Origin of the sequence: Vibrio sp. YIC-376, from assembly GCF_052353105.1 — a bacterium.
GTDB lineage: Bacteria > Pseudomonadota > Gammaproteobacteria > Enterobacterales > Vibrionaceae > Vibrio.
In genome coordinates this window covers 278,338-301,043 of sequence record NZ_JBBWFK010000008.1, presented here as the reverse complement: position 1 = coordinate 301,043, position 22,706 = coordinate 278,338, and the positions used below count along the sequence as shown (strand labels likewise).

The window sequence follows — 22,706 nt, the reverse complement described above, 5'->3', positions numbered from 1 at the left end:
GGCTAGTCCTTTGATCTAATAGGAGTATCGAAATCTGGATACCTCGACATGCTTCAAGAACCTTCTCCACAACAATACGAACTTGAAATGGTGACGATGGAACAACTTGTTCCCAAAGACCACCTTGTGCGTAAAATTGACTCTGCTATCGATTTTGAATTCATTCGTGATGAAGTCGCCCACCTCTATTGCAAAGACAATGGCCGACCACCTGTAGACCCTGTCCGCCTATTCAAAATTATCCTACTGGGGTACATCTTCGGCGTAAAAAGCGAGCGTCAGCTTGTCAAAGAAATCGAAGTGAATGTCGCATATCGTTGGTTCCTCCGCATGTCCCTCACTGAAAAGGTCATCCATGCCTCGACACTCAGTCAAAACCGTATCCGTCGCTTCAATGGTACGGATGTCTTCGAACGTATCTTTATTAACATCGTTCAACAAGCGATGGCTAAAGGCTTAGTCGCTGGACAAGAGCTCTTTACTGACAGCACTCACCTCAAAGCGAACGCGAACAAAAACAAGCACACCAATAAACAAACGGCAGTCCGAGCGAGTGCATATTTAGATATGCTGGATGAAGACGTTGCACTAGACCGAGCAAAAGAGGGAAAGAAGCCACTTAAAGAACGAACTTCTGAGCAGAAAGCTAATAACACGAAGAGCAGTACGACTGACCCAGAAAGTGGCTTCATGACCCGAGACAATAAGCCGCAAGGGTTCTTCTATCTCGACCATCGCACGGTTGATGGTCAGCATGGCATCATCGTTGATACCCATGCGACCGCGGGGAATGTCAATGACTCCCAGCCTTATATCTGCCGTCTCGACCACACGCTTGAACAGTTTAACCTCAATCCTATCGCCGTTGGTCTTGATGCCGGTTACTTCACGGCCCCTGTTGCTGAATCCCTTGAGCGCCGAGGGATACTTGGCGTGTTCGGCTATCGCCGACCATCACGCACAAAGAATGCCTTCAAGAAGAAACACTTTATCTATAACAAAGAAAAAGACAGCTATCGTTGCCCCAACGGACAGGACCTTATCTACAAGACGACGTCACGCGGCGCTTACCGAGAGTATCACTCAGACCCTAAAGAATGTGCGTTCTGCCCAATGCGTGATGACTGTACTCAAAGTAAAAACATGAAGAAGGTCATCACGAGGCATATCTATACGGAGGCCATGGATAGAGCCAACCAGATGCGGCTCTCTGCTTATGGAAAGAAAACCTACAGGCGGAGAAGTGAAACGGTAGAAAGAAGCTTCGCCGATGCAAAACAACATCACGGTCATCGATACGCTCGCTTTCGAGGGTTAGCCAAGGTGCAGATGCAGTGCTGGTTGGCGGCGGCTGCTCAAAACATCAAGAAGATAGCGTTGGTGGTGAGCACTCTGCGTAAACTCGGCCTAAATCGAGGTGAAATAGCGCAAATCCTCACTTATATACGCCAATTTAAGAACACTAACGCTCTAGAGTTTATCTAACAAAAAATATCGCGATCGCGGCCTGCGGCCGCAAAAAAAACAGAACCCCACCTTAAAAGTGGGGTTCGTCATCAATCTGAAGCCGCTCAATTGAGCGGCTTTTGCGTAACTAAGTGTATCAAGGATTTCTCTTTGAGAACTCAATACTAAAGAATCATTGCAGCAATCCAACCGAAGATGATCAGTGGGATGTTGTAGTGGATGAACGTCGGTACGACTGTTTCCCAAATGTGTTCATGCTGACCATCAGCATTTAGACCCGATGTCGGACCTAAAGTTGAGTCAGAAGCTGGTGAACCTGCATCACCCAGAGCTGCCGCAGTACCTACTAGTGCGATCGTTGCCATTGGTGAGAAACCAAATGCCAATGAAAGCGGGACGTAGATAGTTGCAATGATTGGAATCGTAGAAAACGATGAGCCAATGCCCATGGTGACCAGTAAACCAACAACAAGCATAAGTAACGCCGCTAGAGGTTTGTTGTCCCCAATGCTAGTCGCTAGAGATTGAACCAGAGTTTCTACACCACCAGTTTGCTTCATTACTGCAGCAAAGCCTGCAGCAGCGATCATGATGAAGCCGATCATTGCCATCATGTGGACGCCTTTAGTGAATACGTCGTGCGTTTCTTTCCAAGCAATAACACCACCAAACGTGAATACCATGAAGCCAGCTAGTGCACCGATGATCATTGAACCTGTGTAAAGCTGAACGCTAAGTGCAGCAATAATACCAATTGCAGCTACAAGGATATGCTGTTTGTTAATCTCGTGATTCGTTTCGTGGACAACGGTCAACTCTGTTTCTTCATAGATACGAGGTTTACGGTAGCTGACGAAAATGGCCAGTAATAGACCAAACACCATGCCCGCACCTGGTAGCAACATCGCTGTTGGAACCTGACTAGCTACAACGTTTTCCAGACCATTCTCATGTAGGTTCTTCAGAAGGATGTTATTCAGGAAGATGCCACCGAAACCAACAGGAAGAACCATGTATGGCGTGATCAGACCGAACGTTAGTACACACGCAATCAAACGGCGATCCAATTTAAGCTTCGCAAATACGCCTAAAAGAGGTGGAATCAAAATTGGAATAAAGGCGATATGAACGGGAATAATGTTCTGAGAAGACATGGTTACTAAAATTAGCGCAACCAGTACTGCGTATTTTAGACCAGTAGTCGATGCTGAGCTTTCTTTGCCATTAATGCGCTTAATAACGTCTTTTGCTAACAGATCAGTGATACCAGACTTAGAAATTGCAACGGCAAATGTACCTAACATTGCGTAGCTGAGCGCAATTGTTGCACCACCACCAAGACCGCTTTCAAAAGCAGCAACGGTATCGCCTAGGCTCATGCCAGCTACAAGACCACCTACGATGGCACTGAACGTCAGAGCGACCACCACGTTTACCCGCATCAACGCTAACACGAGCATGACGCAAACAGAAATAACGACAGGATTCATATTTTTTCCAATATATTGTGTTTACTTTTTATTCTCATCAACAAGCGGCCACCCACCTAGGGCTTTCCATTTGTTAACAATGCCACAGAATAACTCTGCAGTTTTTTGGGTATCGTAAAGTGCGGAGTGCGCTTCACGGTTGTCGAATTCCATACCCGCCGTTTTGCATGCTTTAGCAAGAACGGTTTGGCCGTAAGCAAGACCACTTAATGTCGCAGTGTCAAAAGTAGCAAACGGATGGAAAGGGATTCTTTTGAGTTTGCAGCGCTCGTTCGCCGCATTAACAAAACTTAAGTCGAAGGCTGCGTTATGTGCAACCATAATCGCTCTTGAACAGTCCGAGGCTTTTTGCTCTTTACGGATCAGTTTGTAAATTTCTTTTAGCGCTTCTTGTTCAGAAACCGCGCCACGTAGTGGGCTGAATGGGTCACGAATGCCATTGAATTCCAGCGCTTCTTTCTCCAAATTAGCGCCTTCAAATGGCTCAACATGAAAATGAATAGTGGAGGCCGGATGCAAAACACCGTCTTCATCCATACGAAGGGTTACGGCGCAGATTTCTAAAAGTGCATCAGTTTGAGCGTTGAAACCTGCTGTCTCAACGTCAACTACCACAGGGAAATAACCTCGAAAACGTTTTTTCAGGGTTAGAGCTTCATTTTCTATTGTCATGTTGGCTTATTGTTGTGTGACGAGGGCGGCATTATTACAGATTCTTCCGATGAGAAAAACCGCAATTTAGGATAAAGATGCAATTGTGTTTTCCGATTAATCGATAAGAATGAAACACGTTGATGATGACGGATCCATAAATGGTTGGATGTTTGGTTTTGGACTCGACACTCAGTTTGTCTCTTAGTCGCTCGCTTGTATCAAAGGGTCTGTAAACCACATGTTTATTAGTTATTGGCGGGAATTTTGCATAACGAAAATGATTTTGAATTGACGCAGATTAACGGCAAAAGTGTGCCGTCTGAGAGAAAGTACGTAGATGAATAAATGGCTGATAAACAGTGGCGTTATATTGTCCTTGCTTAGCACTAACAGCTACGCTGAGTTGAGTAAGCGTTATGTTGCTACTCCGCAGCAATCTCAATGGGAAATGGTTGTGAACACGCCGTTAGAATGCCAACTTGTCCATCCTATCCCAAATTTTGGTGATGCCGTGTTTTCGTCTCATGCGAGTAAAAAAATCAATTTAGATTTCGAATTAAAAATGCGTCGTCCAATGGGGGAGACAAGGAGTGTCAGTCTTATTTCTATGCCACCTCCTTGGCGACCGGGTGAACATGCCGACCGTCTTACCAATCTGCAGTTCTTTAAACAATTTGACGGGTACGTCGGTGGCCAAACGGCTTGGGGTATGTTGTCTGAGTTAGAGAAAGGACGTTATCCAACCTTCAGTTACCAAGATTGGCAAAGTGGTGACCAAAGGATCGAAGTCGCTTTATCATCGGTGCTGTTTCAAAGTAAATACAATGCCTTTAGTGATTGTATTGCCAACTTATTGAAATACAGTTTCGAAGACATCGCGTTTACGATTTTGCACTACGAGCATCTGGGTGATCAGTTGACCAAAGCGTCGAAGAAGAGGTTGTCCCAGATAGCTGATTATGTCCACCATAATCAAGATATTGATTTAGTACTGGTAGCCACATACACCGATTCGACCGACGGAAAAAGTGCCAGCCAGAGTTTATCGGAAAGGCGTGCAGAGTCGCTGAGAAGTTATTTCAAATCTCTGGGCTTAACGGAAGATCGTATTCAGGTGCAAGGTTATGGTAAGCGCCGGCCAATTGCCGATAATGGTACGCCAATTGGCAAAGATAAAAACCGTCGCGTGGTGATCTCTTTAGGGAGAACACAAGTTTAACCTTGCGCACCACCGTAAAAGCGCGACTGCCGGAGTGATTTCACATAAGGGAAGCGGTAAAACTTAAGGGTATCTTTACGTCTAATTTAGACGGAATTTCGCGATCACTTCGCAGTTGGCAGCTGTATTGATTTTTGCAACCTGATTAGCAATTGCTGGGTTTGGGTGACGCTTCATAAAGTCAATCAGCGCTTTGGTGCAACAACCAATAGACTCAACAAAACTAGCACAGTCCTTATTCGGGCACTGTGGAATAAGTGACAGCACTTTTTCCGAAGCGAGTTGAAGGTATCTGAGCTCATACTCGGTATCTCCCGACCATCGCCAGAATTGAGCAAGATTGTGGCAAGAGATAACAGAAATTAAGAGGCGCTCGTCGGCCTCTATTTCGATGCATTCGCAGATATCTTCGTTCAATCTTAGCGCTTGCTGATAATGAAGAATGCTACGTATGGGGTCGTCTAATTGAAGAGCGGTATCCGCGAGAAGTGTGTGTTTTTCCCATTCACTGATCATTATCGTCATCCATATATCGAATTTGGATTTAAATCTAAACGATAACTATTATCAAGCAAAGAGTTTTGTTTATAAATAGAAAAGGCAGGTCTAATACCTGCCTTTGGAATTTTTTACTTTTACTACAAGTAAATAGAGTGCGGTTAGCCCTCAAGACCTGCAGTTGCTTGCTTGTTTTGGATAAGCTCGATCATGTAACCATCAGGATCTTTTACAAACGCAATGTGAGTGCTACCACCTTTTACCGGGCCCGGTTCACGAGTGACATTGCCACCTACTGCTTTGATTGCATCGCACGTTGTGTAGATGTCGTCAACACCGATTGCAATATGGCCATAAGCAGTGCCTAGCTCATATTCCGTCTTACCCCAGTTGTAAGTAAGTTCAATCACTGCACCTTCAGACTCGTCACCGTAGCCTAAGAATGCAAGTGTGTATTCGTACTCTTTGTTTTCGTTAGTACGAAGTAGCTGCATGCCCATAACTTCAGTATAAAACTTGATGGATTTGTCCAGATCACCCACGCGAAGCATAGTGTGTAGAATTCGACCGTTTGACATTTTTAACTCCTAGCTTTCATTTCAGACAGCATTAACTGTCCGGGTATACTTTCTCTTTATATTCACAAAGATCTTCAATAATACAGCTACCACAGCGTGGCTTTCTTGCCAGACAGGTGTAACGGCCATGAAGAATGAGCCAGTGGTGTACGTCGAGTTTAAACTCTTTAGGCACCACTTTTAATAATTTTTGCTCTACATCGTCGACGGTTTTACCCATCGCAAATTTAGTACGGTTAGATACACGGTAAATGTGTGTATCGACGGCAATAGTTGGCCAACCAAAAGCAGTATTGAGCACGACGTTTGCTGTTTTACGCCCGACACCTGGCAGAGCTTCAAGAGCAGCGCGATCTTCTGGTACTTCACCGTTATGTTGTTCCAGCAAGATCTTACATGTCTTGATGGTGTTTTCAGCTTTCGAGTTAAATAGGCCAATGGTCTTAATATACTCTTTCAGCCCGTCTACACCCAAATCCAAGATAGATTGTGGAGTATTCGCGACAGGGTACAGCTTGTCTGTTGCTTTGTTGACGCTCACGTCAGTCGCCTGTGCTGATAGCAATACCGCAATAAGCAGTTCAAAGGGAGAGCTCCAGTTTAGCTCAGTCTGAGGGTTTGGGTTGTTTTCCCTTAATCGTTCTAAAATTTCAATTCTTTTGACATTGTTCATTGCTGACTTCCAATACCGTCTTGGCCTTTTTAAGAAAAAGGCCCTACGTTAGAGCCTTATTTTTATTATGCGTAGTTAACTAAATCTCAAAAGGTAAACAGACCCTAAGCATTCGTGACGCGGGCACGTTCAATGGTTGGTTTTTCTGCTTTTGGCTGACGCGCCTGAATCGAACTGTCGATTGTATTTTTTAATGCGATTAGCAAGCCAACACCAATGAAAGCGCCTGGCGGTAGCAGAGCCAGAAGGAAACTACTATCGAAGTGGAATACTTCAATTCTAAGCGCCAAAGCCCAGTCGCCTAATAGTAAATCTGCGCCGTCGAATAACGTGCCGTTACCGATGAGTTCACGCATAGAACCCAAAACGACTAAGACACTGGTCATGCCTAATCCCATCCACAAGCCATCCAAAGCAGCAGGTAGCACATCGTTTTTCGAAGCATAGGCTTCTGCTCGGCCAATGATGATACAGTTGGTTACGATTAGCGGGATGAAAATACCAAGTGAAAGGTATAAACCATAAGCGTACGCATTCATTAATAGTTGAACACAGGTTACCAGTGCCGCAATGATCATCACGAACACCGGAATACGAATCTCTTTTGGTACGTAGTTACGGATAAGCGAAACCGTCACGTTTGAACCGACCAACACTAATAGTGTGGCAATACCAAGACCAAGTGCGTTTGTGATCGTTGATGACACCGCCAGCAGAGGACAAAGACCGAGCAGTTGAACTAATGCCGGGTTGTTACTCCACATGCCGTTTTTCATCAGCAGTTTGTTTTCACTCATTCGTTGCCTCCTGCGCAGTTTAGGGGCTGGCTGAGAATCTCATCTCGAGATTGGTTTACATAGTTTACGGTGTTTCTTACAACTTTGACTACTGCTCTTGGCGTAATCGTCGCACCCGTAAACTGATCAAAGTCACCGCCGTCTTTACGAACTCGCCAGGAATTCCAGTTTTCTTCGGTCACCTCTTTTCCTGTAAAGCTCAGGATCCAGTCAGTTATACGCAGGTCGATTTTATCACCTAACCCTGGGGTTTCTTTCTGGCTTAGAACTCGTGTACCGAGAATTTTCCCTTGGCTATCAATACCAGTGATCACTTTGATCTCGCCGTTGTAGCCGTCTGGAGCGATAGATTCAATCGCAATCGCAGTGGGCTCGCCGTTTATTCTCGCGATGTAGGCTGGCATAGCGTGCAATGTGCCAAGTTCTCGTGAACTGACCAATGTACAAGCTTGGGTTAGTTCGTTGTCATGCATGGTCTCAGGAATGACCTGATTAAGGACAGACAGTAGCTGCTTACGTTCTTGTAGTTCAATTTGATCTTCGGTTAAGTACTGAGTCAATGCGACTAGACCAGTTGTGGCACAGGCAAAGATCGCCAGTGTCAGACCATTTTTTCTAATTGCGGTTAACATGTTTACCTCAGTGACCGTAAGTTCTAGGTTTGGTGTAGTAGTCAATCAGTGGCACGCACATGTTGGCTAGCAGCACTGCGAATGCAACGCCGTCAGGGAAACCACCCCAACTTCGGATGGTAAAGACGATCGTGCCAATAAGTGCACCAAAAATTAGGCGACCTTTAACCGTTGTTGACGCTGAAACCGGATCAGTCGCGATAAAGAATGCACCCAGCATGGTAGCCCCTGACAATAAGTGGAAGGCTGGCGATGCCGTCTCCCCTGGAGTGATCAGGTTGAAGATCAAACTAAGCAGAGTCAAACTTGCCAGGAAACCGGCAGGAATGTACCACTGGATAATACGCTTTTTGATCATCACCAGACCGCCAACTAAGTAAGCAATGTTTACCCATTGCCAACCAATACCAGCTAAACCAGAAAAGATGGGTTGTGACAGAATTTCACTCGGTGTTGCCCCAGTATGAAGTCCCGTTTTAAATGCATCGAGCGGCGTCGCCATGGTTACACCATCGACACCCGAACGCACTTGCTGCAAAGAGAGACCATCGTTATCAAAGCCAGTGAAGATCAATGAGAGTGTGTCTGCGAAATTCACGTGATCCGGAATTAAGGATGTTGGTGCACTCCAGCTTGTCATTTGAACAGGGAAGGAGATGAGCAGTACGACATAAGCAACCATGGCTGGATTAAATAGGTTCTGGCCAAGACCACCATATAAATGCTTTGCTATCACGATAGCGAAGATCAAACCAATGACAGTTAGCCACCAAGGAGACCACGGTGGTATTGCTACCGCCAGCAGCCATGCGGTGACAATGGCACTGTTATCACGAAGCGCACGCATTGGAGAGCGTTTGCGACTGATCATCACTAACGCTTCGAGCGACACGGCTACGGCAATGGCAAAAATAAGCTGGATAAGCGTGCCCCAGCCAAAAAAGTACGTTTGAGCTGCTAAACCAGGGATCGCACACAAAGCTACCCATTTCATCAAATCGGGCGTGCTACGACGACTGTGGGTATGCGGCGAGCTGGCAATAAAAAACGACATTACTCGTTCTCCTCGGTATTATTTTTATTTGCTTCTTGCTGAGCTTTTCGGGCTTTCGCGCGAGCTATGGCAGCAGCCACGGCGTCTTTTTTCGGATCGTCGATTTGCTCAGCCGGAGCCTCTTCTTCAGCAGGCTTTGATTCTGCTTCTTGCTGCGCTTTTCGGGCTTTCGCGCGAGCTATGGCGGCAGCCACGGCGGCTTTCTTCGGATCGTCGGTTTGCTCAGCCGGAGCCTCTTCTTCAGCAGGCTTTGATTCTGCTTCTTGCTGCGCTTTTCGGGCTTTCGCGCGAGCTATGGCAGCAGCCACAGCGGCTTTCTTCGGATCGTCGGTTTGCTCAGCCGGAGCCTTTTCTTCAGCAGGCTTTGATTCTGCTTCTTGCTGCGCTTTTCGGGCTTTTGCACGAGCAATGGCAGCAGCCACGGCGGCTTTTTTCGGATCGTCGGTTTGCTCAGCCAGAGCCTCTTCTTCAGCAGGTTTTGATTCTACTTCTTGCCCAGCTTTACGTGCTTTAGCGCGAGCTATGGCAGCAGCCACGGCGGCTTTCTTCGGATCGTCGGTTTGCTCAGCCAGAGCCTCTTCTTCAGCAGGTTTTGATTCTACTTCTTGCCCAGCTTTACGTGCTTTCGCGCGAGCTATGGCAGCAGCCACGGCGGCTTTCTTCGGATCGTCGGTTTGCTCAGCCGGAGCTTCATCTTCAACTGGTTTTGCCTCAGCTTCTTGTCCAGCTTTACGAGCTTTAGCGCGTGCTATTGCAGCGGCTACCGCTGCTTTTTTATCTTCTGGTTCTGCAGACGTGTTGGATTCTTCTTGCTGTGCTTTTTTAGCTTTGGCACGAGCAATCGCGGCCGCTACGGCTGATTTCTTATCTTCAGTTTGATCGTCAGAGCCTTCACTCTGTTCTTTCTCGGCCTTACGTTCACGAGCGAGACGCTTACGTTCTTCACGCAACTTAGCCATTTCTGAGTTATCTGGCTCGGTAGCTCCTGCTTCTGCCGCAGCCGCTTGTTTGGCTTTGGCTTTCGCAATCGCAGCAGCAACAGCTGGCTTCACAGTCGGTTCTGCCTTGTCTTCCGCGTTCGCTTTTTGCGCTTTCACACGAGCAATCGCAGCGGCTATCGCATCATCGCCACCAGTTGACTTCATTTCTTTACGGCGATCATCAGCTGCTTTCTTAAAGCGGTTTTCACGCTCTTCTTTTTCGCGCTCCATACGCGCTTTTTTCTCTTCGAAGCGCTGCTTCGCACGATCAGCGGCTTCTGCTTCCTGTGCTCTGGTACGCATCTCTGCTTTTGCTTGGCGGTAGTACTGAACCAGCGGAATTTCACTTGGGCAGACGAAGGCACAAGCGCCACACTCAATACAATCTTTAAGATGTAACTCTTCAAGTTTGTCATACTCTTCCGCTTTGGAGTGCCATAAGAGCTGCTGAGGAAGTAATGATGCAGGGCAGGCTTCAGCACATTGGCCACAGCGAATACATTCCATCTCATATTGACTGGCAGAAATTTCAAAGCGAGTAGGCGCAAGAAGACAGTTTGCTGTCTTGGTAATGGGTACTTGAGAGTGGGGTAGGGTAAAGCCCATCATAGGACCACCCATGATCAAGCGAGGGAGCTTTTTATCAGCTTTGTAGCCAAACTCATCTAACAGAGCTTGCACTGGTGTGCCTAATAATGCCCAAACATTACGCGGGTGTTTGAATGTCTTACCGGTAAGTGTCACAACGCGCTCTATAACGGGCTCGCCGTCAATGACCGCTCGTTTTATTGAATACAAAGAACCGACGTTTTGAACCAAAATACCAATATCTGCCGGGATCGCACCACTAGGTACTTCTTTATTCGTCAGAATCTTGATCAGCTGCTTTTCGCCACCAGAAGGGTACTTAGTTGGAATCACTCGGATGACAATATCTTTGTTTAATGCTGCATTTTCTAGCGCTTTAATTGCATCGGGTTTGTTGTCTTCGATACCGATGATGGTCAGTTTTGGCTTTAGGATATGTTCGACAATCTCAATGCCCTGAATCAGTTCTTCAGCATGTTCCTGCATTAACTTGTCATCGGATGTGATGTAAGGCTCACATTCAGCTGCATTAACAATCAGGATTTCTGTGCGAGCAACACCAGATTGGATCTTTTTTGCTGTAGGGAAGCCTGCGCCACCCATACCCGAAATACCAGCAAGACGAATTACGTCGATCAATTCATCGGCGGTTTTTTGCGTGTAATCTGCAACAGGGGTTTTCTCGCCCCAAGCATCACGACCGTCTGGTGTTATGATGGCGCATAACTCACTCAGCCCTGACGGGTGAGCGACAGTTCTAGGCTCAATAGCAGTGATGTGTCCGGAAGTCGGCGCATGGACTGGCACAGTAAAGCCCGTTTCTGATTGTGTTAACGGCTGACCTTTTAATACGGTGTCACCAACAGCAACGAGCAATTTACCCGCTTTACCGATGTGTTGTTTTAATGGTAGGACGATTTCTGCCGGAAGTGCTGCGCGAACCAAATCTTCTTTATTGGATTGTTTTTTATTTTCAGCAGGATGCACACCACCAGGGAAATTCCAAAGTGACCCAGTACGAATTTGTTCAATCAAAGACAACATACGAAACCTTAATTAATTGAATCTTTCACGTTTGCTGCGTCTTCTGCAGCATCCGTAATATTAAGTACTGGAATAGTGTTAAGTTGCCACTTCCAGCTGTCCGTGGTAGTTGCCACAGGAATCATTTCAATACAGTCAGTCGGACATGGTGCGACACATAAATCACAACCAGTACACTCTTCTTTGATAACGGTATGAAGTGCTTTTGTACCACCAACAATGGCATCAACAGGGCAAGCCTGAATACATTTGGTACATCCAATGCACATATCTTCATGAATGAAAGCGACCGTAGGGACTTTATTCTCCAGATCGTGTGCTGACTCTTCTGGCTCAACACCCATCAGATCAGCGAGCTTGTCTATCGTAGCCTGACCACCAGGAGGACATTTATTAATATGGTCACCATTGGCAATGGCTTCTGCGTATGGGCGACAGCCAGGGTAACCGCATTGACCACACTGGGTTTGAGGTAAAATGGCATCAATTTGATCCACGATTGGATCCGCCTCAACTTTAAAGCGAATAGAAGCAAAACCAAGTATCGCTCCGAAAATCGCAGCAAGTACAGCGAGTGCAATAATTGCAATTAGAATCGTACTCATTGTTTACTTCACCAAGCCAGTAAAGCCCATAAAGGCAAGCGACATCAGACCGGCAGTGATCATAGCGATGGAAGCACCCTTAAAAGGAAGGGGAACATCAGCGGCAGAAATACGCTCGCGCATAGAGGCAAATAGAATGAGTACTAGTGAAAAGCCGACAGCTGCACCAAAACCGTAGATGATGGACTCAATGAAATTATGGTTTTCATTGATGTTAAGTAGGGCAACACCCAGTACCGCACAGTTTGTCGTAATCAACGGTAAGAAAATACCAAGCAGGCGATAGAGCGTCGGGCTGGTTTTGTGCACAACCATTTCAGTAAACTGCACCACGACAGCGATAACTAAGATAAAGCTCATGGTTCTCAGATATTCGATACCCAGTGGACGAAGGATGTAGCTTTCCACTAAATATGCACACACTGACGCGAGCGTTAGCACGAAAGTGGTTGCTAAGCCCATACCAATTGCTGTTTCCAGTTTTTTGGACACTCCCATGAAAGGACAGAGACCCAAAAATTTTACCAGTACAAAGTTGTTCACCAGCACCGTGCCGACTAACAACAAAATATATTCGGTCATAGTTATTACGTTCATAAATTCCGATCCCGATATTATCGTGTTTTGTGACACCAATAACAACCAGTGAACGATGTGGTTTTATATACACGGTGGAAAAATAGCCGCGTATGTGATTCAGATAGATGAATTTTTATCAAAATTAGAGCTTTGGTGAATGATTTGTGGGTGAAATGAGATCAAGTCGATTCGTTGATGAGCATCATTTTATTGAGCAGTGGTCACTGCCCGATGAATAAATGGCATTACATTCAATCGTTAATTACTTCGAATGGAATAAAAACTTAAAATAGTTCATTTGCAGAAATAGATACGAGAAATCCGCGTCTTGCGACACTGTTCTTTCTTCAGTTTGGTCTCTGTTGCCGGAACTCGACACGGGTGGGTAGATAGTTCGACATTTCAGTCGGAGGCAAAAGTTTGGTACAAACTTGTCGCAGTTTAAAACGAAAAAAGCCCAGTTTTTCAACTGAGCTTTTTCTGGAATCTGGCTCCCCCTGCAAGACTTGAACTTGCGACATACGGATTAACAGTCCGCCGTTCTACCGACTGAACTAAGGGGGAATTGCTTTGCTTGAAAGCGGGGCAAATCTTACCGACCACCAAATCTACTGTCAACAGTAATGAAATACATTTTTTCGAAAATATATCATGTAAAACTCTTTACTTTTTTGTATGGCTTATCAGTAAAGGGCTAGGGTTACTTATCCACTAAAATTGTGGATAACTGTGTTGATGAAATCTGAGTAAAGTTATTTAATATGCAACACGGTTTATTTTGGCTGGGGGTATAAGCAGAATTATGCTCTAATTAAGCAAAGAAAACAGAGATTTATTAGATCTTAGACTGAAATTTTTAAAGTGGATAAAAGTTAGACTTTTGGGGATAAAGGAAGTTTGAACTATTTTTTGGGGAAAACTTGTGGAAATTAAAAATGAAGTTGGGGAACAATCATTGGCTAGGGCGAAGTACTATACCAGAGTAGCTTAGATAAGGCTATAGCGATATGGACAAAGAAAGAAATTTAATATTAATGGTAGATATAACTTAGATAGACCTAGATCTCGTCTACTAAGGTGTATATATATACAGATAATATGCAGTAAAGAAGTAAAGTTGAGGAAGGGTATGAGTAAAGTTTATGAACTGGTCTCTGATTATCAGCCATCAGGCGATCAACCAGGCGCGATTAAGCAGTTGCTTGAGGGCTTAGATGCGGGTCTTGCACACCAAACGCTTTTAGGTGTGACTGGATCAGGGAAGACTTTCACTCTGGCTAATGTGATTGCTCAGGCTCAACGCCCTGCAATTCTGCTTGCGCCTAATAAAACCCTCGCAGCGCAGTTATATGGTGAGATGAAATCCTTCTTTCCTAATAATGCGGTCGAATATTTCGTTTCTTACTACGATTACTACCAACCAGAAGCTTATGTACCAACTACTGATACCTTTATTGAAAAGGATGCATCGGTTAACGCACACATCGAACAAATGCGATTATCCGCAACTAAAGCGTTATTAGAGCGTAAAGATGCGATTATCGTAGCTTCGGTTTCTGCTATCTACGGTTTGGGTGATCCCGAATCCTATCTGCAGATGATGTTGCATTTACGTCGTGGGGATGTGATTGATCAGCGTGATATGCTGCGTCGTTTAGCAGAACTTCAATACAAGCGGAACGATGTTGCGTTCGAGCGAGGTCAATTCCGTGTTCGTGGTGAAGTGATTGATATCTTTCCAGCAGAATCCGATCAAGACGCAGTGCGAGTCGAAATGTTCGATGACGAAGTCGACTGTATCAGTGTATTCGATCCCCTTACCGGTGTTGTTAAGCAGCGCGATTTACCGCGTTACACTATCTATCCTAAAACGCACTACGTTACGCCACGCGACCGCGTTCTTGAAGCGATTGAAAATATTAAAGTGGAACTCGAAGTACGTAAGAAGCAATTATTGGACAACAATAAACTTCTGGAAGAGCAACGTATAAGTCAGCGCACCCAATTCGACATCGAAATGATGAACGAACTCGGTTTCTGTTCAGGTATCGAAAACTACTCTCGCTACTTAAGTGGCCGTTCTGAGGGTGAGCCGCCACCGACACTTTTTGATTATCTGCCTCATGACGGTCTGCTGATTATTGACGAATCACACGTGACCGTGCCACAGATTGGCGCAATGTATAAAGGTGACCGTTCTCGTAAAGAAACCTTGGTTGAGTTTGGTTTTCGCCTGCCTTCGGCGTTAGACAACCGCCCACTCAAGTTTGAAGAATTTGAGTCACTCGCGCCGCAGACTATTTTTGTCTCTGCAACTCCGGGAAATTATGAACTGGAAAAATCGGCGGGCGATATTGCGGATCAAGTTGTGCGTCCAACAGGTTTGCTGGATCCTGAATTAGAAGTGCGGCCAGTTGCTACTCAGGTGGATGATTTGCTTTCTGAGATTCGCATCAGAGCGGCGAAAGATGAGAGAGTCCTTGTCACGACGTTAACCAAAAGAATGGCCGAAGATTTGACTGAGTATCTGCATGAGCATGATGTTCGTGTACGTTATCTTCACTCGGATATTGATACTGTTGAACGTGTTGAAATTATTCGGGATCTTCGCTTGGGCGAATTTGACGTGCTTGTAGGCATCAACTTACTGCGGGAAGGTTTGGATATGCCTGAAGTCTCGCTAGTGGCTATTTTGGATGCAGATAAAGAAGGTTTCTTGCGTTCTGAACGTTCTCTTATTCAGACGATTGGTCGCGCAGCTCGAAATCTCGAAGGTAAGGCTATCTTGTACGGGGACACCATCACGAAATCCATGAAGAAGGCAATGGATGAAACGAATCGTCGCCGAGAGAAACAGCAAGCATACAATGACAAGATGGGGATCGTGCCACAAGCGTTGAAACGCAATATCAAAGACATTATGGAATTGGGGGATATCACCAAGTCCAAACGTCAGCGCACGAACAAGCCGGTACCTTTGTCTAAAGTGGCTGAGCCGTCTCAGTCTTATGACATTATGTCTCCACAGCAGTTAGACAAAGAGATCAGCAGACTGGAAGCGGCGATGTATCAGCATGCGCAGGATCTGGAGTTCGAGCTGGCGGCTGAAAAGCGTGATGAAATTGAAAAATTGCGTGCACAATTTATTGCGAATAGTTAAGGACGGCGTACCTTACTGAGCGATGTATTTGCCTGTATTAGCTATGCTAAAAGTATGGGTAATGCATCAAGCAAAAAAAGAAGCCAATAGGCAGTCGTTTCTATTGGCTTTACATGCGAACATTTTGTTCACTAACAACGTCAGTTGGCTAGGTGACCCGAGGGGTCAAAGTTTATTTAGCATGTTTTATGCCAGTCAATTAACCTGTTGAAATCCATTTTTTATTGATCTCAATTACCCATAACCTAAGTATTGTTATTTGCAAAATGCAAAGCGTAATGCGATTATTGTTTAAAACACAACAAAAAAGTTAGCTAGGTTATGCAACAAACTACTGTAGATCAAAAATCACGTTATCTGTTAATGGTCGAAGACACCGCATCCGTTGCGGCGTTGTATCGATCCTACCTTACACCGCTAGGTATCGACATTAATATTGTCGGTACAGGCCGAGATGCGATTGAAAGCCTTAAGCATCGTATTCCAGACCTCATCTTGCTTGATTTACGTCTGCCCGACATGACAGGGATGGATGTATTGCATGCTGTGAAAAATAGCCACCCTGATGTTCCAATCATCTTTATGACCGCACATGGTTCCATTGATACTGCGGTGGAGGCGATGCGTCATGGGTCACAAGATTTCCTGATTAAACCGTGTGAAGCTGACCGCTTACGCGTCACGGTAAACAACGCCATCCGTAAAGCCACCAAGTTAAAAAATGAAGCGGATAATCCCGGTAACCAGAATTATCAGGGCTTCATCGGCAGTAGCCAAACCATGCAGCAGGTCTATCGTACCATTGACTCTGCAGCTAGCAGTAAGGCGAGCATTTTTATTACGGGTGAGAGTGGTACTGGTAAAGAAGTGTGTGCCGAGGCTATCCATGCAGCAAGTAAACGCGGTGATAAACCGTTCATCGCGATTAACTGTGCGGCTATTCCAAAAGATCTCATTGAAAGTGAGCTGTTTGGTCATGTGAAAGGTGCCTTTACCGGTGCTGCTAATGACCGTCAGGGTGCTGCAGAGTTAGCTGATGGCGGCACATTGTTCCTTGATGAACTGTGTGAAATGGATTTGGATTTGCAAACCAAGCTGTTGCGATTTATCCAAACGGGTACATTTCAGAAAGTAGGATCGTCCAAAATGAAGAGTGTGGATGTACGCTTTGTGTGTGCAACCAACCGTGACCCATGGAAAGAGGTTCAGGAAGGTCGATTCCGTGAAGATTTGTACTACCGTTTATATGTTATCCCATTGCACCTGCCGCCATTGCGTGAGCGTGGAGAAGACGTAATTGAAATCGCTTATTCACTGCTTGGCTACATGTCTCATGAAGAGGGAAAAAGCTTCGTTCGATTTTCTCAAGAGGTGATTGATCGATTTAACAGTTATGAATGGCCGGGTAACGTGCGTCAGTTGCAGAACGTCCTGCGTAACATTGTGGTGTTGAATCACGGTAAAGAAATTACCTTAGATATGTTACCTCCACCACTAAATAAACCTTTGGAACGTGTGAGCGCTGCTAACTTCGTCGAGTCAAAGGTAATGACGGCGTCTGATATTGTGCCATTGTGGATGACCGAAAAAGTGGCCATTGAACGGGCGATTGAAGCATGCGATGGAAATATTCCCAGAGCGGCGGGCTATCTTGATGTCAGTCCATCAACGATTTATCGCAAGTTGCAAGCATGGAACAGCAAACAAGAGCGACAGAAAATATGAGTATGAGTGTGTTGAATCGGAAGAAAATAGAAGAGCTATCCATGGAAATCGGCAGTGATAATGTACCCGTCCTGCTCGATATATTCTTAGGGGAAATCGATACTTATATTGAGAATTTACAGAAATATGAAGGTGAAGAGCGACTGACATATTTGAGAGACATCAGCCATGCCCTGAAAAGCAGCGCAGCCAGTTTTGGGGCTGATCGTTTATGTGAGTTAGCGATATCTATCGACAAGAAAGCCAAAGCAAACGAATTATCGGAAGATGGTACAGAGGCTACCGGTATGATTGGCCTATTACGCGATACCCAAGACGTTTACCGCGCCTGGAATCAGTAAAAATCTCAATCGATTCTATACGCAAAGCCCTTTAATGTTGTGTGAAGGGCTTTGTCGTTTCAGATTCAGGCTGTTTTATTTAACAGCTGACTTTCAATTGCTCGCTTGAGTTTATTCCGGTCATGACGCCAGTCACGATTGGTTGAAGCCAGTGACTCGGTTACAACATTCCATCTATCGAGTACTTCTTGTTCTGCTTGTTCAGCAAGCACGACATCAATTTTTCTGCCTTTTAATGCACGCTCACACCATTCCAGTTTTTGCGCCATAGTCATGCGACCCGCCGGGCCATATTCCGGGCTTAAGTTAGCGACAAAAATGACTTTGGCATTCTGGTTCTTAGCGATAGCTTTGCCCAGTTCTGGCAACAACAATGGTGGCATGATACTGGTCAGAAAACTTCCCGGGCCAAGAATGATCGCATCCGCTTCTGACAAGGCTGTGATGGCTTCTTTTGTCGCCGGAACTTCAGGGGACAAATCTAAACGGCGTAGATCGGCATCCATGTGGTCGACGTCAGTCTCACCAGTAACCCATTTCCCATCCACCGATAGAGCAGACAGATCAGATGGGTGCTCCGACATTGGCAGAATATTCACATCGACTTTAAGCATATTACGAATAAGATTGATGGCATCCAGTGGACGCACCGAGAGGTTGTCCAGTGCCGTGAGCATTAAGTTGCCCAGATTATGCCCATCCAGTTCTCCACTGCCTTTAAAACGGTATTCGAACATCATTGAGCTGATAGAAGGCTCAGTGATCAACTGATTGATACAGTTACGCGTATCTCCCCAAGCGATGCCACCCTGACAGTGACGAATTCGACCAGTAGAACCACCATTATCTGTAGTGGCAACGATGCCGGTTGCGTTTCCGCCAAAATCGCGTAATGCAGCCAGTATTCGACCTAAACCATGACCACCGCCGACTGCGACTACTTTATTTTCCGTATAGATACTCATACGTCACATTCTTCTAATAAATTTGGTAAAAACGGCTACAATTTAACGTAACGAGTGCCTTTTCGGTACTCACTTAGCGGTAATTTGTGTGTCTAAAGGTATTTTTTAGACCTCAAGTCTGGATTCCATTATAAATATTAAGTATTTTACACTGCAAAGCTATCAGAGTTTTACTATCTCTGGTTGCCATAACTCCGAGCTCACGATACTAAGTCCAATTGAAGGATAGGTGTTTTGAGCCAGTGGCATGCTGCCACAAGGGCTTGGTTGGAAATGACCACGCCTCCCGTGTTTGGAAAGGTGTTCCGTGGCGCAACAATTCGAAGACAAATTTCATCGTAAATTTTATTACTTGCGTCTGTCTGTTACTGACGTATGTAATTTTAAATGTACCTATTGCCTGCCTGATGGTTATAAACCTTCGGGTAAAAAAAACTCATCTTTTTTATCGCTTCCTGAAATCAAACGGGTCGTAACGGCCTTTGCTGATTGTGGTACGTCAAAAGTTCGCATTACTGGTGGTGAGCCTAGTTTACGTAAAGACTTTACTGATATTATCCACTCGGTTGCGACCACCCGTGGCATAGAAAAAGTGGCGACGACGACTAACGGTTATCGTATGGCCAAGCAGGTGGCAGACTGGCGTGATGCGGGTCTTACACATATCAACGTGAGTGTGGATAGCCTTGATCCTCGTATGTTCCATCAAATCACCGGTGAAAATAAATTCACAGAAGTGATGAATGGTATCGAGCGAGCGTTTGAAGTCGGCTATGAGCAAGTAAAAGTGAACGTGGTGTTGATGAAAGATCTCAATCATCATGAGTTGCCTTCTTTTCTCAACTGGATAAAAGACCGTCCTATTCAACTGCGCTTTATTGAATTGATGCAAACCGGTGAAATGGATGACTTGTTCAACAAGCATCATGTTTCCGGTGTTTCTATTCGTAACCAGTTGATTGCCAATGGCTGGTTACTTAAAGTCCGCTCACACAATGATGGCCCAGCACAAGTATTCGTTCATCCTGATTACAAGGGTGAAATTGGGTTAATCATGCCTTATGAGAAGGACTTCTGCGAGAGCTGTAACCGACTTCGTGTTTCTGCGATTGGTAAGCTACATCTGTGTTTGTTTGGTGAGCACGGGATTGATTTACGCGATCTGCTAGAACGTGATGATCAAGAAAGTAAGTTAATCGAACGTATTCAAGCTCAACTGCAAACTAAGTCAGTTAGCCATTTCTTACATGATGGCAATCCGGGTATGACGCCTCATCTCGCGTCCATCGGCGGCTAAGTTCTCGCAACTTTTTATAAAGAAGTCCCCCTGAGGCTTTTTCAAACTTTTTCCAGAATCGATAAAAATATATCCAAACTAATTTAAGAGAATAGGTGAACAAATGGGTCACGCTGAAAGCAAATTTCAACCTGCAAACATTGCCGTTCTAACGGTATCTGACACTCGTACTGAAGAGAACGACACATCAGGTCGTTACCTAGCGGAGCATGCTCAAGAAGCGGGGCACAATGTTGTTGATAAACAGATCGTGATTGATGATATGTACAAGATTCGTGCGATTGTTTCTCAATGGATTGCAGATGAAAACGTACAAGCGATCATGATTACTGGTGGTACTGGTTTTACTTCACGTGATAGCACGCCAGAAGCGCTTAAGCCGCTTTTCGATAAAGAAGTGGAAGGGTTCGGTGAACTGTTCCGCATGGTTTCTTATGAAGAAATTGGCACTTCGACTATCCAATCGCGCGCGATTGCTGGCTTTGCTAACCATACCGTAATTTTTGCAATGCCGGGTTCTACGGGGGCATGTCGCACAGGTTGGACGAAAATCATCAAGCAGCAGCTAGATGCCAGCCATCGCCCTTGTAACTTTATGCCACACCTATCTGTATAACCTCTCGAAATTAGCGAAGGTAAAACAATGACCCAATTTACACATATCAATGCATCAGGCGAAGCCAATATGGTTGATGTTTCGGCGAAAGCTGAAACGGTACGAGAAGCTCGAGCTGAAGCATTTGTTCACATGGCACCAGAAACACTGCAGCTGATCGTTTCTGGACAGCACCATAAAGGTGACGTGTTTGCAACGGCTCGCATTGCAGGAATTCAAGCAGCCAAAAAGACGTGGGATTTGATTCCTCTTTGCCATCCGCTTTTGCTCTCTAAAGTCGAAGTTCAGCTAGAAGCCATTGAGTCTGAGAGTAAAGTGCGTATTGAATCGGTATGTAAGCTTGCTGGTAAGACAGGAGTGGAGATGGAAGCGTTAACTGCGGCTTCTGTCGCGGCGTTAACGATTTATGATATGTGTAAAGCCGTACAAAAAGACATGGTCATTGGTCAAGTTCGTCTTCTTGAGAAGACGGGCGGAAAATCTGGACACTTCAAGGTGGAATCATGATTAAAGTACTGTTCTTCGCACAAACGCGTGAGTTGGTAGGCGTCGATAGCCTTGAGTTAGACGGTCAGTTCGATACGGTAGAATCTATTCGAACGCACTTAGTTGAGTCGGGTACAGAGAAGACCGGGAAATGGGATCTAGCGCTGCAGCCAGGTAAGTTGCTTTCGGCAGTTAATCAGTCGATCGTACCTCTAGATACTAAAGTTACGGCGGGTGACGAAGTTGCATTTTTCCCACCAGTAACCGGAGGTTAATATGGATCCTCGTGTTTCTGTTCAGGCTGAAGATTTTTCTGTTGAACAAGAGTACCAACGATTATCCGAAGGTACAGCAGCAGGTGCGGTTGTCACTTTCATCGGCAAAGTTCGTGATATGAACTTGGGTAGTAACGTCGTTGGTTTGCATCTGGAACATTATCCGGGTATGACAGAAAAGAGCCTGAGTGATATTTGTGATGAAGCTGAATCTCGCTGGCCATTGCTCAGCGTACGAGTCATTCATCGCGTTGGTGATTTGGACATCGGCGATCAAATTGTATTTGTTGGTGTTTCTAGTGCTCATCGTGGAGCGGCATTTGATGCTTGCGAATTCATTATGGATTACCTCAAGACTAAAGCACCATTTTGGAAAAAAGAACGCACAACAAGCGAATCTCGCTGGATTGATTCGCGAGACTCCGATCACAAAGCCGCAGAACGCTGGGAAAAGTAATGTAACACGTCTTTTCCCTAGGATGAAAATTAAAAGCTAAGCATTACAAATGCTTAGCTTTTTTATTTTTGCTTTTTTATATAATTTTCAGTGTAATTACTGACTGCTCAATAGACGAATATTTCGCCTGTATTTCTCGGTTTTTCTGCACAATGTTGGAGCAGGCTAAACGACACATAAGCAAACGTTTGCCAAGCCTTTTACCTCAGAAGTGTTAACAATTTTTATATGGCCAGTATATGATGCTACTAATTGGTTTAATTTTAGATTAATCGAAACTTTAATCTAATAAGAAGAGATTAGACTCCCTATCTGGCTAGCCAAAAGTTTTTAACTAGCGTTTTTTGCTAGATTTGTGCGATAGATGCAGGATTATCGGTCTTTCTACTACATTTTTATGGCAAATAACTTCAATGATTGCTAATGTGTGCCGCAGTCTTTGTATGGTTTTAGAATCTTGGCGCTTAGTTTTTGCGCTAAAAAGATCTAAATCACAGCCCGTTCTTGTGAACCTACAAAGAGGTCA

At 45.1% G+C, this 22,706-nt stretch carries 22 protein-coding genes, 1 tRNA gene and 1 riboswitch; of the genes, 10 read left to right on the top strand and 13 right to left on the bottom strand.

Annotated features, from left to right (window positions below; genetic code table 11):
• Positions 1–48 precede the first annotated feature (48 nt).
• Positions 49–1,485 (top strand): IS1182 family transposase, encoded by a 1,437-nt coding sequence (locus tag WJM94_RS16885; protein WP_444493534.1) that lies wholly within the window; start codon positions 49–51, stop codon positions 1,483–1,485.
• Positions 1,486–1,631: 146 nt separating this feature from the next.
• On the opposite strand, the gene WJM94_RS16880 is transcribed toward WJM94_RS16885, so the two are convergent.
• A complete protein-coding gene (locus WJM94_RS16880; protein ID WP_444495352.1) occupies positions 1,632–2,957 on the bottom strand; it encodes a Na+/H+ antiporter family protein in 1,326 nt (441 codons plus the stop codon).
• Positions 2,958–2,978: 21 nt separating this feature from the next.
• Positions 2,979–3,629 carry a ribonuclease T gene (gene rnt / locus WJM94_RS16875; protein ID WP_444495351.1) on the bottom strand — a complete coding sequence of 217 codons (651 nt, stop codon included), beginning with the start codon at positions 3,627–3,629 and terminating at the stop codon, positions 2,979–2,981.
• A gap of 319 nt (positions 3,630–3,948) precedes the next feature.
• Between rnt and motY the strand changes: the two genes are divergently transcribed.
• A complete protein-coding gene (gene motY, locus WJM94_RS16870) occupies positions 3,949–4,830 on the top strand; it encodes a flagellar protein MotY (RefSeq protein WP_444495350.1) in 882 nt (293 codons plus the stop codon).
• Positions 4,831–4,911: 81 nt separating this feature from the next.
• On the opposite strand, the gene WJM94_RS16865 is transcribed toward motY, so the two are convergent.
• The 10 genes from WJM94_RS16865 to WJM94_RS16820 all read right to left on the bottom strand — a co-directional run bounded on the left by WJM94_RS16865 (position 4,912) and on the right by WJM94_RS16820 (position 13,422).
• The gene (locus WJM94_RS16865) at positions 4,912–5,346 is read right to left on the bottom strand and encodes a DUF2753 domain-containing protein (protein WP_444495349.1); all 435 of its coding nucleotides are present in this window, start codon (positions 5,344–5,346) and stop codon (positions 4,912–4,914) included.
• A gap of 143 nt (positions 5,347–5,489) precedes the next feature.
• Entirely contained in the window at positions 5,490–5,906 is a 417-nt protein-coding gene (gloA, locus tag WJM94_RS16860) for a lactoylglutathione lyase (protein WP_444495348.1), read from the bottom strand.
• Positions 5,907–5,937: 31 nt separating this feature from the next.
• A complete protein-coding gene (gene nth / locus WJM94_RS16855) occupies positions 5,938–6,579 on the bottom strand; it encodes an endonuclease III (RefSeq protein WP_444495347.1) in 642 nt (213 codons plus the stop codon).
• A gap of 104 nt (positions 6,580–6,683) precedes the next feature.
• Positions 6,684–7,376: an electron transport complex subunit E gene (locus tag WJM94_RS16850; protein ID WP_444495346.1), complete on the bottom strand. Its 693-nt coding sequence runs from the start codon at positions 7,374–7,376 to the stop codon at positions 6,684–6,686.
• Positions 7,373–8,008: an electron transport complex subunit RsxG gene (rsxG, locus tag WJM94_RS16845; RefSeq protein WP_444495345.1), complete on the bottom strand. Its 636-nt coding sequence runs from the start codon at positions 8,006–8,008 to the stop codon at positions 7,373–7,375. Before rsxG ends, WJM94_RS16850 begins: the two co-directional genes overlap by 4 nt.
• A gap of 7 nt (positions 8,009–8,015) precedes the next feature.
• Complete coding sequence (gene rsxD, locus WJM94_RS16840; protein WP_444495344.1) at positions 8,016–9,062, bottom strand: electron transport complex subunit RsxD; 1,047 nt, start codon at positions 9,060–9,062, stop codon at positions 8,016–8,018.
• Positions 9,062–11,674 carry an electron transport complex subunit RsxC gene (rsxC, locus tag WJM94_RS16835; protein WP_444495343.1) on the bottom strand — a complete coding sequence of 871 codons (2,613 nt, stop codon included), beginning with the start codon at positions 11,672–11,674 and terminating at the stop codon, positions 9,062–9,064. The genes rsxD and rsxC overlap by 1 nt, the downstream gene beginning before the upstream one ends.
• A gap of 8 nt (positions 11,675–11,682) precedes the next feature.
• Entirely contained in the window at positions 11,683–12,279 is a 597-nt protein-coding gene (rsxB, locus tag WJM94_RS16830; protein ID WP_444495342.1) for an electron transport complex subunit RsxB, read from the bottom strand.
• A 3-nt stretch (positions 12,280–12,282) separates the two neighbouring features.
• Entirely contained in the window at positions 12,283–12,861 is a 579-nt protein-coding gene (gene rsxA, locus WJM94_RS16825) for an electron transport complex subunit RsxA (protein WP_444495364.1), read from the bottom strand.
• Between the two features lie 485 nt (positions 12,862–13,346).
• A tRNA-Asn gene (locus WJM94_RS16820) sits at positions 13,347–13,422 on the bottom strand.
• Positions 13,423–13,987: 565 nt separating this feature from the next.
• Between WJM94_RS16820 and uvrB the strand changes: the two genes are divergently transcribed.
• The 3 genes from uvrB to luxU all read left to right on the top strand — a co-directional run bounded on the left by uvrB (position 13,988) and on the right by luxU (position 18,084).
• Complete coding sequence (uvrB, locus tag WJM94_RS16815) at positions 13,988–16,018, top strand: excinuclease ABC subunit UvrB (RefSeq protein WP_444495341.1); 2,031 nt, start codon at positions 13,988–13,990, stop codon at positions 16,016–16,018.
• 321 nt (positions 16,019–16,339) lie between these two features.
• Positions 16,340–17,743 carry a quorum-sensing sigma-54 dependent transcriptional regulator LuxO gene (luxO, locus tag WJM94_RS16810; protein WP_444495340.1) on the top strand — a complete coding sequence of 468 codons (1,404 nt, stop codon included), beginning with the start codon at positions 16,340–16,342 and terminating at the stop codon, positions 17,741–17,743.
• Positions 17,740–18,084: a quorum-sensing phosphorelay protein LuxU gene (gene luxU, locus WJM94_RS16805; RefSeq protein WP_444495363.1), complete on the top strand. Its 345-nt coding sequence runs from the start codon at positions 17,740–17,742 to the stop codon at positions 18,082–18,084. Before luxO ends, luxU begins: the two co-directional genes overlap by 4 nt.
• A 65-nt stretch (positions 18,085–18,149) precedes the next feature.
• Here the strand turns inward: luxU and WJM94_RS16800 are convergent, their stop codons facing one another.
• Positions 18,150–19,049: a YvcK family protein gene (locus WJM94_RS16800; RefSeq protein ID WP_444495339.1), complete on the bottom strand. Its 900-nt coding sequence runs from the start codon at positions 19,047–19,049 to the stop codon at positions 18,150–18,152.
• 180 nt (positions 19,050–19,229) lie between these two features.
• Positions 19,230–19,368, top strand: a riboswitch (molybdenum cofactor riboswitch).
• Between WJM94_RS16800 and moaA the strand changes: the two genes are divergently transcribed.
• From moaA to moaE, 5 genes are all read left to right on the top strand, one after another.
• Positions 19,357–20,346, top strand: a complete 990-nt coding sequence (gene moaA, locus WJM94_RS16795; protein WP_444495338.1) for a GTP 3',8-cyclase MoaA — start codon at positions 19,357–19,359, stop codon at positions 20,344–20,346. Its footprint overlaps the riboswitch before it by 12 nt.
• Positions 20,347–20,449: 103 nt before the next feature.
• The gene (gene moaB, locus WJM94_RS16790) at positions 20,450–20,962 is read left to right on the top strand and encodes a molybdenum cofactor biosynthesis protein B (RefSeq protein WP_308386786.1); all 513 of its coding nucleotides are present in this window, start codon (positions 20,450–20,452) and stop codon (positions 20,960–20,962) included.
• Positions 20,963–20,989: 27 nt separating this feature from the next.
• Complete coding sequence (moaC, locus tag WJM94_RS16785; protein ID WP_444495337.1) at positions 20,990–21,469, top strand: cyclic pyranopterin monophosphate synthase MoaC; 480 nt, start codon at positions 20,990–20,992, stop codon at positions 21,467–21,469.
• Positions 21,466–21,723 (top strand): molybdopterin synthase sulfur carrier subunit, encoded by a 258-nt coding sequence (moaD, locus tag WJM94_RS16780; protein WP_444495336.1) that lies wholly within the window; start codon positions 21,466–21,468, stop codon positions 21,721–21,723. The genes moaC and moaD overlap by 4 nt, the downstream gene beginning before the upstream one ends.
• 1 nt (position 21,724) lies before the next feature.
• On the top strand, positions 21,725–22,180 hold the full coding sequence (gene moaE, locus WJM94_RS16775; protein WP_444495335.1) for a molybdopterin synthase catalytic subunit MoaE: 456 nt from the start codon (positions 21,725–21,727) through the stop codon (positions 22,178–22,180).
• Positions 22,181–22,706: the final 526 nt, after the last annotated feature.